The organism is Methyloversatilis sp. XJ19-49 (genome assembly GCF_024580145.1).
Taxonomy (GTDB): Bacteria; Pseudomonadota; Gammaproteobacteria; order Burkholderiales; family Rhodocyclaceae; genus Methyloversatilis.
In genome coordinates this window covers 17,134-31,109 of record NZ_JANINI010000008.1, presented here as the reverse complement: position 1 = coordinate 31,109, position 13,976 = coordinate 17,134, and the positions used below count along the sequence as shown (strand labels likewise).

Below are 13,976 nucleotides of genomic sequence, written 5' to 3'. Positions count from 1 at the left end.
TTCTTTCCTTTGATCAGAACTGACGGGTCACACGAAGCACGAGCTGGCTGGCGCGGCTGAAATAGCCGAACAGCTGCGATTCGCCACCGCTGAATTGCTGACGATTGCTCTTGCCACCATCCCAGAAAATGTCCGCTTCAGCCTTCGCCACCCACTTGTCGTCGAACACGACCGACACGCTCGGGATTGCAAAGCCACCACCGTTGGACAGATCGAAGCCCACTGCAAAACCCGGGTTGATCGTGTCGTTCTTGTAGTTCAGGCCGGTGAACAACGTCAGGATGGTGTTGTGCTCGTTCAGCGGCGTGCCATAGGCAAACAGGCGAACAAGCTGTTCGTTGCCGTCATAGTTCAGCACTTGCGTGTTGAACAGCTGGATCGACGAGAACGACGGGCGCGACGTGCCGAGCAGGTCCTGGAAGTTCAGGTCCTTGTCGATGCGAAGCATCGTGCGAAGAGTGTCCTTCTTCACGATTTCGCAAAGACCGAGACCCGCAGTACACACACCACCACCGCGCGTGATGTAGTTACCTTCGCCGAAACCACCCACGCCTGCGTTGTACGGCTGGTCCTTCGTGTAGGCCACTTCCGCGCTCAGAACGGCATCCAGCGTTTCGCTGTATCCGCTGACGGTCACACCGAGAACATCGATCTTCGGGTGAATGCGCTGGAACAGTTGTTCGCCGTTCGTAACCCCTTGGTGGGCAACTGCGCCGAACAGGCCAGGAACAACGCCCGCGCTCGCGACCGGATCTGCTGCAAACGTCGTCAGATAGGCAACCGAGTAGTTCAGGCCATAGGCCTCACCATTCCAGCGGATACCACCCGTCACGTCGTCCTGGTCGCCATCCTTGTGCTCGCAGTTCTTGCTCGTACCCGAGCTCAGGTCAAAGCCGCGATACGGCTGGAAAAACCAGCGACCGCCGTTGATGTCGTATGTATTGCCGATGTCTTCGCAACGATCCCAGCCCGGACGGATATAGGCTGCAATCAAGCCATTTGCTTCAGGAATGCGGATCTTGGTCGACAACAGAATCAACGGCTTGCGCCATTCTTCGTTCTCACCTTCGAAGAAGAGGCGCCAGCTGTAGTCGTAACCGTGTACGAGGTCCATCGCCTGGAAGAAGTCCGACTCACCCCAGACCAGTTGCTGCTTACCGAACTTGACCGTCACGCGCTCGCCGATGGGCACTTCAGCCCAGAACTCACGGATCTCGCCGTTGTTGTAGTTCTCGGTGATGCTCCTGGAATCGCGATTGCTGTTGACGCCGAACGCATTCGCGGTACCGTCGGCGCGCAACTCTTCAAGATCCGACAGGTAGTTTGTCTTGTATTCGCGGTCGAGACGGCCAATGGCCTTCCACTTCACCGGGCCAGTCTTGACGTCAAGGTCAAGCAGCAACGAACCGCGCAGCATCGAAAGCTTGCCGAAGCTGTCCTTGCCCACCCGGCTCAGCTCGGGTTGATCTTCCAGGTTCATCGAAGCCCAGGCGCGCACATAGCCGCTCAGTGCCCAGGTAAAGTCGTCGCGACCCATCCACGTTCCTTCGAGGCCAGCGGCGTTCGCGACGGGCATGCCCATCCCGGCCAGCACAGCTGCAACAGCCAGACCCGGTCCGGTCTGCCTGAAGATTTTGCTTCTTCTCATGTCTCCATTCCCTCCGTTTTGGCACTACCCATGAGCCATCTGCTCACGCCCGGCATCGTGTGATGCCGGGCGAGGCAAGCGACCCTCACACAACTACTGCAGATCCCTCGGCGCGCTCGATCGGGCGCTCTTTGCTCCCCACGACGAACGTGGGGCGGAACACATATACGATTGCCGGCATGATGAACAGCGCGCTGAAGGCCGAAATGAAGAGCCACAGAGCAATCAGCAGGCCCATGTCTGCCTGAAGCCTGAGCGACGAGAAGCTCCACAGACCCACGCTGGTAATCAGCGTCAGTGCCGTCAGCAACACGCCACGTCCCTGGCTGGTCAGACAGTTCAGGATGGCCTTCTCGACGTTGTCATGCAGGTGCAGCTCTTCGCGGATGCCATCGACGATGTAGAAGGTGTAATCCACCCCCAGACCGATACCCAGTGCCACGACAGGCAAGGTATTGATGTTCATGCCGATTTCGTTGTAGGCCATGTAGCTGAACGTGATCGTGTTCGACAGCATCACCGGAATCATGAAGAAAACGCCGGCGACCATCGAGTGGAAGGTCACGGTGCAACACACGACCAGCACGAGCAGCGCCAGCGCGATGGCTTCGATCTGGCCCGCGAGAATCACTTCATTCACCGCGGCCAGCACACCGACCAGACCGCCCGCGAGCAGGTATTCGGCGTTCTCGATCGGGTTCTGCTTCACGTAGTCCTGCACACGTGCCACAGCGGTACGGATCGTTTCGCCCTGGTGATCGCGGAAGAACAGCGTCACAGCCCCGTTCAGCGCATCACTGTCGGCGTAGCGATCCATGTCACCCGGGTCGGAGCCCGACACGAACATGTAGGTCAGCTCGCCGTTCTCACCCGCATCATTGCCAAGCTCTCCGTACATCGGATTGCCTTCGCGCAGCACGCGACGCACCTGCGGCAGGATGTCAGCGAGCGAAATGCTGCCGCCAACTTCAGGCTGGGCTTCCATGTAGCGCTGGAAGTTGGCCATGCTCTGCAGCACCTCCGGCTCGCGCAAAGAACCCTTTTCCTTGCCTGCGACCACGACGAACATGCGGTCCGAGCCCTGGAACTGGCGGTTGATGTCAGCCGCATCGGTGTTGTACTGCGAGTCCGGCCAGAGAATCGGCGAGCCCGGATTCGCGTCGCCCACCTTCAGGTTGAACGAGTACCAGAAGGACACCGCAAACACCGCCAGCGCCACGCCGAGAACAACGAAGCGCGCCTTCGTGACCACGATGCTGGACGCGAGGTTGAGAATGACCATCAATACCGGACGGATATTGATCGGATGAACGAAGCGGTGGCTGTACGATCCGTCGGCGTTCTTGCGCGGGTTGAACCACGACAGCAATACGGGCGTCATGATCAGCGCGCCGATGAAAATCGCGAAGATCCAGACGGTACCGATGTAGGAAATCTTCTCGAGCATCGGAATCGGGGTCAGCGCAACCACCAGCACGCAACCCGCGTCAGCGACGATCGCAAGCAGACTGGGCTTGAACAGGTGCTTCGCACTCGCCACCGCTGCGTCGGACGCTTTGGCAGTTCCGTGCGCGATTTCATCGTCGAAGCGCGAAATGAGCTGCACAGAGTTCGAGATCGCCTGCGCCGTGATCAGGAAGGCCACCACAATGACCAGCGGATCGAGGTGGAAGCCCATCAGCTTTGCAGCACCGAGCGCCCAGCAGGCGCTGATGATGGCGGCGATCAACGGAATGATCGTGCCATGCACGGTACGCGTGATCAGCAGCAGGATCAGGACGAGCGATGCGATGGCAGCGAAGAAGATCTGGATCGTTTCGTCGAGGTAGAAGTTCACCCAGCCATACAGCACCGGCTCGCCGACGACTCGAACGAGCACACCATCGCCCTCCGCTTCCTTGATCAGACCCATGATCTGATCGAAGGCCTTGCTGTAGTTGATTTCCGTATCAAGGAAGTCAGCCGTGATCAGCGTAGCCTTCAGATCGATGGACACATACGGTCCATAGATCAGCGGGTTGTTCAACACTGCCTCGCGCAGAATGGCCATCTCCTTGTCATCCGCAGGCAGGCGCGGCCACATGATCGGGCGTGACTCGACCCCTTCAGTGGATGCCCGGACTTCCTTTGTCTTCTTGGATGCGATGGAAACGATCTGGTAGGTATCGACTGCATCGACCTGCTGGAGACCGACCGTCAGTTTCTGTACTTTTTCAAGCACTTCCTTCTTGAAAATGTCTCCGTCCTCGACTTCGACCATGATGCTGACCATGTTCGATCCGCCGAAGGTGGACTTGAATTTCTGATTGACCTCGACGTAGGGGTGGTTTTTCGGAAGCAGATCGCTGAAGACTGTCTTCACTTCGACGAACGAAGCGAGGTAGGCCATAACGACCGTTGCAATCAGGACCGCGAGTACAACCAGCATGCGATTCTTGATCAGCAATGCGAACGCATGTTCGACCTTGCTGAAAGTAGTATTTTTCACGCGATTCTCCTTGCCTGCTATCGACCGACGACGGTGATCTTCCCGTCCTCGAGAATTCCGAGATTTGCGCCGGCAACGAAATACTTCGAGCCAGCCCGGACGATCTGGGTGCGCCACGCAACATCACCTTCAGCAAGACGCCCGGCAGTCCATTCGGTCGCATCCGCGTTCGAGGTGACCTTCACGCCCTTGTCGCCGACTGCAATCCAGTTGTTCTCATCCCAGATGACATCAAGCAGGTGCTCGCGCGTCAGACCCGGCACCACGCGCCAGGTCACACCGGCGTCGTCGGTCACAAGCAGCGTCCCGGTCAAGCCCACGGCAACCCCGTGTGTCGCATCGCGGAAGGTGACCGCCATCAGACTGGACTGATTCTCTGTCTCGACTGGCGTCCACGTTTCACCACCGTCTTCGGTACGCATGATCGAGCCGACTTCACCCACCGCCCAGCCGGACTGCCCGACGAAGTAGATGGCGTTCAGCGCACGGTCGTCTTCCGGAAGCAGCCGCGTCCAGTTGGCACCCTTGTCGGTGGATTTGTAGAGCCCGGAAAATTCGCCAACGGCCCACGCCGTGTCACCGAATACGCGAACACGGAACAGCTTGTTGGGATTTTCGGACTTGGGAGTGTTTGCAAGCTTCCAGCTCGCACCGCCATCGTTGGTATGCAGGATCGTGCCTTCGTTGCCCGCTGCGACCGCGGTCTGTGCATCCCAGGCTGCGATGCCCTGAAGATTCACAAGCGTGGGAGTGGGCTGTCGGAGCCAGGTCTTTCCGCCATCGTCGGAACGGACGATCTTGCCGGCCGTACCCGCTGCCCAGGCAATCTGCTCGGTGGGGGTAATGATGCTGAAGAAGTTGTCGCGCCGTTCGATCGGCTTCGGTTCAACCTTGGTGATGACTGCTTCCGCCTTCACGAAGAAGCCGGCGTAAAGCAAACCGCCAATAATGATGATCGGGAGTAATTGAGTAATGATGCTCAGTATCTTCTGAACACCACCGCCAGAGTCTCTTGCCTGTTGCATCTTCAGTCTCCTTCACGCGTCATTTCGTGCTCTGCGCGCGACGCTTTTCATGACCTGTTTTCGATGTTCGACACGACCGTTCCCTACGGCGGTGTAGAGCACTTCGGCTCTGCCGGCATCAAGTACAGGGTGTTTGGAGGAACGCAGCCGGCTGTAGCCGGCTGCGAACTGGCCCCTGACCTCCTCCGGTCAGGGGCCACGCGTGCCTTGTTTAGGCGGCGCGTTCGGGTACGGGCAAGCCCACCCACTCCTTGTAGAACGTTTCGATGTCCGGCTCGAAGTCATGGATCACCGGGTACCACGGGGTCGGAGCTTCGACGTCGTGCATCGTGCCGCAGCTCGGGCAGTAGTACTCACGATAGACCTGCCACTTCGTGTCCGGAGCCATCAGCGCCGGATACACGTCGGCCATCGCTTCTGGCGTGTCGCGCACGTAGATGTTGGCGAACAGCTTCCAGTTTTCCTTGTAGCCGCAGAACTCGTGGCCACAATCGCACTTGACGATCCACTGCTTGTTCTTGGCCGACTGCACGATGTACAGATGCGGGCCCAGCGGAAGGACGATGCGATCCGGAAACGTCACCTTCGCCTGCAGTGCTTCCACGTACATGCCGAAGCGTGCCTTGTCCTTCGGCATCGACAGCATGCGGAACGTCGTATCCCAGTCGAGGGTGCCCGCGGCCAGGTGTGCTACTTGCTCTTTGTTGTAAGTCGACATTTGCTACTCCTAGATTCGCTTAACGTTCAGGCCGTAAATTATTCTTCGACCTGGACGATGGTACGGACGTCCGGCATCAACGACAGGTCCATACGGAACTTGGACCCGTACGACGGAACACCCAGCTCGGTTTCCAGCACGTCCCAGTCGGCGGGCAGGCTCCAGAACGTCTTGAATTCGTTCTTGAACTTTTCCGACAGCGCGAAGCTGGTTGCGAACATGTGCTGAACCGGCGTGGAAGCGTGCTTGTTGATGATGCGGGCACGCTCTTCCTTCATCCACTCACGGGTCGGCACCGAGCGTGCGATACGTTCCTTGCGGAATTCGGCGCGGCGGGCAGCGGTCTTTGCAGCATCAACCGTGTAGACACCCTTGGCATTCTGCGTAACGACGGCCGCGTAGACCTTGGCAGCGAATTCGGGCAGAAGGAACAGCTCGTTCAGGTCCTTCTCGATCGACTTCACGTCACGATCCAGCGGATCGCCGAAGCCCGGGCCACCACGCAGGTAGTTCAGGTACAGATCGTGGTTGGCGTAGCAGTCTTCCGTGGTCATGCACTGCTTGTCGCGCTTCACGAGCGACGTTGCATCGATGCTTTGCTCGTAAATGTTCAGGCCCGGATCCAGATCGGCGCCCAGCGGGATCGCTTCGCCGTTGGCGATGCGACGCTCGAGGCCCGTGTTGTGGGCTTCGAAACGGTAGCCGGTTGCCGACGGGTAACCACCCATCAGACCCCAGTCGCTGTTCATGTAGCCGTTGCCCATGAAGAACATCGACCAATCCTGCGAATTCCAGACCATGCGCAGGGTTTCGAAGCCGCAGCCACCACGGTACTTGCCGTAGCCGCCGGAGTTGGCCTTGACATTGCGACCCAGGTACAGCAGGGGTTCTGCCATTTCCCAGATTTCGATGTCGCCCATGTCGCCTTCCGGATTCCAGATGGCGGCAGCGTGGTTCAGACCGTCCTTGACTGCGCAGGCACCGGTGCCGCACGACGAAGCTTCGAAGCTGTTGACCGCGTGGATCTCGCCGTCCTGGTTGATACCGCCACCTTGCAGCCAGTTCGACGTGTTGGCGTTGCCGGCATTGACTTCTTCGAGGTAGCCGCGGCTGAAGTAAGCCTGCGACAGACCGCGCCACAGAGCCGACCAACCCGACACCAGGAAGTGCCATGCGTAAGCGTGGCCGGTGCGGCGGTCATCCGGGTTGCACCATGCGCCCTTCGGCAGGTGGAACTCGGTGGCGTAGTAGGCACCGTCATTGATACGCTGCGTCGGAACGAGCGTCTGGCACATCATCACCCAGATGCCGCTGGTGAAAGCGACCTGGTGGGCGTTGAAGGTATGCCAGCCCCAACGGCTCGCACCTTCGAAGTCGAGGCGCCACTTGCCGTTCTCCTTGATCGTCATCTTGCACGGCGAGTGCATGATCGAATCAAGCTTGGCAAACTTGCTCGACACACCGATGTCCTCGTGTGCGTACGGCACATCGACGAAAGCGACCTTGCGGTAAACGCCCGGGATCGTCATGTCCTTGATACGCATCATCAGGCCGCGACGACCTTCTTCGATAACTTCGTAGGCGAACTTTTCGTACGCTTCGATGCCGTCGGCAGCGATCACTTCTTCAACCAGTTCGCGGATCATGTGGCAGCCGGCGATACGGGTCTTTTCGTCGAGGATCCAGTACTTCGGCGTACGCACCGAACGCTGCGACTCATGCAGCCAGTCACGCAGCGGGGTGTCATTCACACCGGTCTTGCGGCAGGTGATCATGTAGCCGTCGCCGAAACGCGAGGTCTGGCCCGTCGACATCGAACCCGGCGTCACGGCACCGGTGTCGATCACGTGCGTCACACCACCCACCCAGCCGATCAGACGGCCGTCGTGGAAGATCGGGACGATGGTCGCGATGTCGCACGGGTGGACGTTGCCGATGGCGCAGTCATTGTTGGTGAACATGTCACCCGGGGCGATACCGGGATTGGCTTCCCAGTTGTTCTCGATCATGTACTTGATCGCAGCGCCCATCGTGCCGACGTGGATGATGATGCCGGTCGAGGTCAGAACGCAGTCGCCGACCGCGTTGTAGAGCGTGAAGCACAGTTCACCTTCCTGCTCGACGATCGGGCTGGCGGCAATCTTCTTGGCGGTTTCACGAGCGTGAACCAGGCCGCCGCGCAGCTTCGAGAACAGCTTCTCGTAGCCGATCGGATCGCGTTCGCGCAGCTCGAGGGTTTCCAGTCCGTTGTAGCAGCCGGTTGCTGCGGTGCGCTCCATGATGCCGGCGCGGAACTGGGACAACGTCTGGCCGTTCTTCAGCAGATCGGCAAAACCGGTTTCAGTGTTGCTGAGCATATTCATAATTGTTTCTCCTCACTTGACTTCTTTGAGATGGAACAGGCGATGCTTGTCGACCGTGGTCTCGAAACCATTCGGCACGACGAACGTGGTAGCGTCCGATTCGATGATCGCGGGTCCGACGATGTGGTTGCCGGCCTTCAGCAATTCCATCTTGTACAGCTTCGCATCGACCCACTTCTTGTGACGGTAGAACGGACGCGTACCGAGGAAAGCTTCGGCCGGCGGCGTCGGGCCACCATCCGGATCTTCCGGCAGCACCGGCTTCTGCGTCACGACGGTACCGCGCATGATCGCGCCGGTAGCCGAATTGCCCAGTTCCGGCGAACGAGCCGAATTGGCATACACGCGACCGTAGGTGGTTTCGAACGCTTCGACAATCTTGTCCCAGTCCGCTGCAGTCGATGCATTGGTGATCGGGGAAATGATTTCGAGGTCGTTCAGCTGACCCGTGTATTGCATCTTGTAACCCGGGATCAGCAGCACGTCTTCCGGCTTGTAGCCATTGATGACGAACTCTTCGACCACCTTGGCAGCCAGTTCGGCCCAGGCGCTCTGCAGGATTTCGCAAGCGGCGATCTTGGCTGCGTCGGTGCCATGCTGCGGTACAGCCAGGTCAACCGACTTGTCGTAGCGGTATTCGAAGTCTGCGCAGGCGCAACCGAAGGCTGAGAAGCCAGCGGCCCATGCCGGAACGACGACGTCCTTGAAGCCCACGCCTGCGGTGTAGCCGTAGGTGTGAACCGGGCCGGCGCCGCCATACGAGAAGCAGGTGAATTCCGTCGGGTTGTAACCGCGGGCGCTGATGTTCGCACGCAGGTATTCCGACAGCGTCAGGTCAAGCAGTTCGATCACGCCGGCAGCGGCGTCTTCGACCGACAGGCCCAGCGGGTCAGCGATCTGTGCCTTGATGTGGTCACGTGCGCGCTGAACGTCGAGCTTGATCAGGCCGCCGAGGAAGTTGTTCGGGTTCAGGTAACCCAGCACAACGTGGCAGTCCGACACCGAAACCGTGTCCAGACCGCTTTCCGGCCAGCAGGTGCCGACACGGTAACCGGCGCTGTCCGGGCCCAGCTTGATCGACTTCGAGTACGGATCGATACGAACGAACGAACCTGCACCGGCACCGACCGAGTCCATCGCCACCAGCGGCAGCGACAGCACGAGACGCGCCATGTCCGGATCGGACTTGATCGCGAACGAGCCCTTGGTGATCAGAGCCACGTCGAACGACGTACCACCGATGTCCGAGCACGCGATGTTTTCGTCACCCAGGCACTCGCCAAGCATCTTCGAACCGATCACGCCGCCGATCGGGCCGGACACGATGGTACGGGCCAGTTCCTTGGCCTTCCAGCTGATCGTGCCGCCGTGCGTAGCCATCACGCGCAGGTCGAACTTGGCACCGTGCTTCTTGAAACGGTCGCTCACCAGCTTCAGGGTCGCACGCGACGGTTCTGCGCCGTAGGCTTCCAGAATCGTGGTGTTCATGCGGTGACTTTCCTTGCGCTGCGGGTAGTAATCCACCGAAGCGAAAACCGGAATGTCGGCACCGAGTTTCTTCAGCTCTTCCTTGCAGGCGTCGCGAGCCAGCTTTTCGCTGTCTTCGTTCTTGTGCGACTGAAGCAGGCAGATCACGATGGCCTTGGAACCCGCTTCTACCAGCTCACGCGTGGCCTGACGGACTTCTTCAACCCGCAGCGGGATAACGATCTTGCCCTGAACGTCGGTACGCTCGGTCACACCACGGGTGCGCGAGATCGGAACCAGCGGTTCGTCGTAACGGTGCGTGTTCAGGTGAATACGGTCTTCGAGGGCGTAGCCGAGGTAGCTCTGCAGTGCGCGACCCATCGAGTGGACCTGCTCGAAACCCTTGTTGCAGATCAGGCCGACATCGAGGCCCTTGCGCTGCAGAACACGGTTCAGCATGGCGGTGCCCGAATACACGCAGGTCACCAGCTCCGGATACACATCGTCAACTTCGCGGCCCCAATGCGCCAATGCATCGACCGAAGAGTTGTAGATCGCCAGGGATTCGTCCCCGGGATTGCTTTGTGCTTTGCCGACCACGAAGCGGCCGTCAGCACGGACAAAAAAGGTGTCAGTCATGGTGCCGCCTGCGTCAATCCCCAGCACCTGAACCGACGAGTTTTCGATCGTCATCTCCACGTCTCCATTTAATTAACCTGCCTGTGTTTGCTTCCGGCCCGCCCGGACGGACCGGCCTTTATTGATCGACCGTCGTGCAATCGAACACTGATGCTCTGCAAGGACAGTGCCAGCGTGCATTCGATCACGCAAAACAAGCACAACCATTTGTTTTTAAAACACTAAAGTTCAAGGTGGGTCACAAGCACCCTGAACCGTACGACCGTCCGGACGGATGGAATTCGGACGGCTTGCTTGAAGCGGACCGTCTGTCGGTCGGACAGTCCGTCCGGACGCATGCAGAACGAAGCACTTTCGGCCGCAGGCGGATGTTGCGACGCAACATGTCAAATCGCTTGAAACGGCTTGCCGACGCCAAGGGCGCGGAATGGGTCATCTTGGCAACGCGATGCGGCCGACATGACCGTACGCTCGATGCTTATCCAAATGATTGAACGAACGTTCATTCGAAGGGTGTTCTGCTGGGCAGGCAGGGGGCGAAAACGCGGGCACTTCCGCCAGGCAGTCCGGGCTTCGCGAGCCGCCGGAAAAGCGCCGGATGGAAGTCCGGATGCGCGTGCTCAGCGCAAGAGGATGGACTTGACGCGATAGACCTGCTCGGCCGGTTCGAACGGTCGCGGCACGGAGACACCGCGGCGACATGCTTCGCGCGCGGATATCTTTTCGATCCAGCGCGCCAGCGCGCGATAGGGCGTCATGTCGATGCCGGACCAGGCATGCATGCGCACGCACGCCCACTGGGCGATATCGGCGATGCTGAAATCCCCGGCGAGGTATTCGTCTGCCTGCAGTTGCGCATCAAGGCGGGCGAACAGCACGCGCAGTTCGCTTCGTGAGGCGCCGCCCTTGCCGGCCGGGTCGGATGTGACGCGTCGTGTCACGACGGAAACGCCGCCGGATACCGGGTTGGCGAAATCCGTGGCGAGCCATTGCTCGACCCGGGCGCGACCGGCTTCGTCGCGGGGCATCAGGCGTCCGGTCTTTTCCGCCAGATAAAGCAGGATGGCCCGTGACTCGATCACCGCTTGATCACCGGCTGTGCGATCAACGATGGCCGGCACGCAACCGCACGGGCGGATGCGCAGAAAATCCGGCGCAAGCTGCGGATCGCTGCAGGCGTCGACGGGATGCACGATGTAGGGGAGGCGCAACTCTTCGAGCGCGATCGACACCTTCCATCCTTCCGGTGTCGGTGCGGTGTAAAGATCTATCACCTGCGCGTCCCCTGAATCGTCAGCCGGATCAGGCCTTGGCGCTCGGACGGGCGCTGACTTCGTCGAACCAGCGCTGCAGGTTCCTGCAATCGGCCGGAATCTTGATGTCGGACCAGAAGGCAAATTCGACGCTGCAGAACAGCGTGCAGTCGGCGATCGAGAACATGTCCCCCGCAATGAAGCGGTTGTTGGCGAGTTGCTCGTCGAACTTCCGGAAGAACAGTTCCAGGCGCATGCGGCCGCGATCGACCAGCGCGGGAATCTGCGGCACCGGCACGGCAAAGCCGGGCAGACCGCGGTCGATGAAGGCTTCGTGCGTGTTACGGAACACCTCGCCGGCAGCCATCATGCCTTCGTCGAACGCACGGCGCTCCCACATTTCGACGACGCCACGCTCATACGCATTGCGGCCGAACATCGGGGGTGACGGGTACATCTCATCGATATAGCGCGCGATGGCAATCGATTCACCCAGTTGGCGGCCGTCATCGAGTTCCAGCATCGGCACCATGGCCTGCGGAAACTTCGCGATGTAGTCGGGGCGCAGCTTCAGGTCGTCACCACCGACTTCGATGATTTCGATGTCGAGTCCCTTTTCCGCAATGCACATGCGGGCGCGCTTCGGATTGGGTGCTGCATGCCAGTCGTACAGTTTCATCGGGGCAATCCTCCTTGTTGTCACAACATGTCCGAATGTTCGGCGAGGTATTTGGCCACACCGCGGTCAGTCGGCATTACGCCGACCCTGCCCTTCTGCCAGCCGGCCGGACACACTTCACCGTTACGTTCGGTGTACTGCAGTGCATCGATGACGCGCAGAAGTTCATCGATGTCCCGCCCGATGGCGAGACTGTTGACGATCTGGTGCTGCACGATGCCTTCCCTGTCGATCAGGAAGGTGGCGCGCAATGCCACGCCGGTCGGGCCTTCGACGTCGAAGGCCCGAACAACCGAGTGGGTCACGTCGCCGATCAGCGGATAGCTGAGCTGACCGACTCCGCCCTCCTCCCGCGGCGTCTTCTTCCACGCAAGATGTGAGAAGGTCGAGTCGATCGAACACCCGACCACATCCACCTGACGCCGCGAGAACTCGGCCATGCGATGTTCGAACGCAATCAGCTCCGACGGACAGACGTAAGTGAAGTCGAGCGGGTAGAAGAACAGCACCACATACCGCCCCCTGTAGTCGGCGAGGCGAAACGGCCGGAATTCGTTGTCGGGCCAGACCGCGCTCTCAGTGAATTCAGGGGCGCTACGCCCGACCAGCGCACTCACGCCCGGCCCTTTCCCGACTCACCGAAACCGAACTGTTCAGCGCGGAAGGGCCGACGCGCCAGGCTCGCCAGCGTGTCGGGGTCACAGCCTTCCGGATGCCGCCAAGCCATCAGGCGCTGGTAACTCGCAAGCAGCTTCATGAAACGCGGCAAGGCGCGATCCTGCGGGGTCGTGTTGTCGTAAAGCTCCATCAACTCGCCCAATTCGCGTTCGTCGAAACCGAGCTGCACGGCAGCGGCAGCGATGATCAGACGGTCGTCGTCGTCGCAGCGGAAGCCATCGTCGCCCTCGGGCACGATGATTCCGAGCGCTTCGAACACACCGAAGCGGCTCAGCGGCAGGCCATAGCCTTCGACCAGCTGTTCGCGGCTGAGGGTGCGCCCCGCATCGGCGGGCCGCGCGGCCGACTTCGTTGAAGCGGCCGCCGGTTTCATCGCATCACCACAGGCGCGGTGTGGATCGGAGCGCCGGTCTTTTCCTGCACCTCTTCCAGGCTGACGCCCGGCGCGAGTTCGCGCAGTTCCAGTCCGTCCGGCGTCACGACGAGCACGCACAGATCGGAAATGATCATGTTGACCACCCCGACGCCGGTCAGGGGCAGATCGCAGTTCTTCAGAATCTTGTGTTCGCCCGCCTTGCTGCAGTGGTCCATCAGCACGATCACGCGCTGCACACCGGCCACCAGATCCATCGCGCCGCCCATGCCCTTGACCAGCTTGCCCGGAATCATCCAGTTCGCCAGGTCACCGTGTTCGCTGACCTGCATCGCACCCAGGATGGCCAGATTGATGTGCCCGCCGCGGATCATGCCGAAAGAATCGGCGCTGCTGAAGAAGCTGCTGCCGGGGATGGTGCTGACCGTCTGCTTGCCGGCATTGATCAGGTCGGCGTCGACTTCGCCTTCTAGCGGAAAGGGGCCGATGCCGAGCAGGCCGTTTTCCGACTGCAGCCAGACATCCATGCCCTCCGGAATGTGGTTGGCCACCAGCGTGGGCATGCCGATGCCCAGATTAACGTAATAGCCGTCTTTCAGCTCGCGCGCGGCGCGGCGCGCCATGTCGTCTCGTGTCCAGGCCATG

At 60.1% G+C, this 13,976-nt stretch carries 11 protein-coding genes; all 11 read right to left on the bottom strand.

Going from position 1 to position 13,976, the window contains the following annotated elements:
* Nucleotides 1-13: 13 nt before the first annotated feature.
* The 11 genes from NMQ16_RS10710 to NMQ16_RS10660 all read right to left on the bottom strand — a co-directional run bounded on the left by NMQ16_RS10710 (nucleotide 14) and on the right by NMQ16_RS10660 (nucleotide 13,975).
* Nucleotides 14-1,648: a DUF1302 family protein gene (locus NMQ16_RS10710; protein ID WP_257080669.1), complete on the bottom strand. Its 1,635-nt coding sequence runs from the start codon at nucleotides 1,646-1,648 to the stop codon at nucleotides 14-16.
* 85 nt (nucleotides 1,649-1,733) lie between these two features.
* Nucleotides 1,734-4,136 (bottom strand): MMPL family transporter, encoded by a 2,403-nt coding sequence (locus NMQ16_RS10705; RefSeq protein ID WP_257080668.1) that lies wholly within the window; start codon nucleotides 4,134-4,136, stop codon nucleotides 1,734-1,736.
* A 17-nt stretch (nucleotides 4,137-4,153) separates the two neighbouring features.
* Entirely contained in the window at nucleotides 4,154-5,161 is a 1,008-nt protein-coding gene (locus NMQ16_RS10700; protein WP_257080667.1) for a YCF48-related protein, read from the bottom strand.
* Nucleotides 5,162-5,372: 211 nt separating this feature from the next.
* The gene (locus NMQ16_RS10695; protein WP_069039868.1) at nucleotides 5,373-5,879 is read right to left on the bottom strand and encodes an acetone carboxylase subunit gamma; all 507 of its coding nucleotides are present in this window, start codon (nucleotides 5,877-5,879) and stop codon (nucleotides 5,373-5,375) included.
* A 38-nt stretch (nucleotides 5,880-5,917) separates the two neighbouring features.
* The gene (locus NMQ16_RS10690; RefSeq protein WP_257080666.1) at nucleotides 5,918-8,242 is read right to left on the bottom strand and encodes a hydantoinase B/oxoprolinase family protein; all 2,325 of its coding nucleotides are present in this window, start codon (nucleotides 8,240-8,242) and stop codon (nucleotides 5,918-5,920) included.
* A 12-nt stretch (nucleotides 8,243-8,254) separates the two neighbouring features.
* Complete coding sequence (locus tag NMQ16_RS10685; protein ID WP_257080665.1) at nucleotides 8,255-10,402, bottom strand: hydantoinase/oxoprolinase family protein; 2,148 nt, start codon at nucleotides 10,400-10,402, stop codon at nucleotides 8,255-8,257.
* Nucleotides 10,403-10,968: 566 nt separating this feature from the next.
* On the bottom strand, nucleotides 10,969-11,622 hold the full coding sequence (locus tag NMQ16_RS10680; protein ID WP_257080664.1) for a glutathione S-transferase: 654 nt from the start codon (nucleotides 11,620-11,622) through the stop codon (nucleotides 10,969-10,971).
* A gap of 28 nt (nucleotides 11,623-11,650) precedes the next feature.
* Nucleotides 11,651-12,280 (bottom strand): glutathione S-transferase family protein, encoded by a 630-nt coding sequence (locus NMQ16_RS10675; RefSeq protein WP_257080663.1) that lies wholly within the window; start codon nucleotides 12,278-12,280, stop codon nucleotides 11,651-11,653.
* Nucleotides 12,281-12,300: 20 nt separating this feature from the next.
* The gene (locus NMQ16_RS10670; RefSeq protein WP_257080662.1) at nucleotides 12,301-12,897 is read right to left on the bottom strand and encodes a peroxiredoxin; all 597 of its coding nucleotides are present in this window, start codon (nucleotides 12,895-12,897) and stop codon (nucleotides 12,301-12,303) included.
* Entirely contained in the window at nucleotides 12,894-13,331 is a 438-nt protein-coding gene (locus tag NMQ16_RS10665) for a hypothetical protein (protein WP_257080661.1), read from the bottom strand. Before NMQ16_RS10665 ends, NMQ16_RS10670 begins: the two co-directional genes overlap by 4 nt.
* Complete coding sequence (locus NMQ16_RS10660; protein ID WP_257080660.1) at nucleotides 13,328-13,975, bottom strand: 3-oxoacid CoA-transferase subunit B; 648 nt, start codon at nucleotides 13,973-13,975, stop codon at nucleotides 13,328-13,330. Before NMQ16_RS10660 ends, NMQ16_RS10665 begins: the two co-directional genes overlap by 4 nt.
* Nucleotide 13,976 lies beyond the last annotated feature (1 nt).

Coding starts and splice junctions, on each gene's coding strand:
- NMQ16_RS10690 (WP_257080666.1), bottom strand. CDS start 8,242: ATGAATATGCTCAGCAACACTGAAACCGGTTTTGCCGATCTGCTGAAG.
- NMQ16_RS10695 (WP_069039868.1), bottom strand. CDS start 5,879: ATGTCGACTTACAACAAAGAGCAAGTAGCACACCTGGCCGCGGGCACC.
- NMQ16_RS10665 (WP_257080661.1), bottom strand. CDS start 13,331: ATGAAACCGGCGGCCGCTTCAACGAAGTCGGCCGCGCGGCCCGCCGAT.
- NMQ16_RS10675 (WP_257080663.1), bottom strand. CDS start 12,280: ATGAAACTGTACGACTGGCATGCAGCACCCAATCCGAAGCGCGCCCGC.
- NMQ16_RS10685 (WP_257080665.1), bottom strand. CDS start 10,402: ATGACGATCGAAAACTCGTCGGTTCAGGTGCTGGGGATTGACGCAGGC.
- NMQ16_RS10660 (WP_257080660.1), bottom strand. CDS start 13,975: ATGGCCTGGACACGAGACGACATGGCGCGCCGCGCCGCGCGCGAGCTG.
- NMQ16_RS10710 (WP_257080669.1), bottom strand. CDS start 1,648: ATGAGAAGAAGCAAAATCTTCAGGCAGACCGGACCGGGTCTGGCTGTT.
- NMQ16_RS10700 (WP_257080667.1), bottom strand. CDS start 5,161: ATGCAACAGGCAAGAGACTCTGGCGGTGGTGTTCAGAAGATACTGAGC.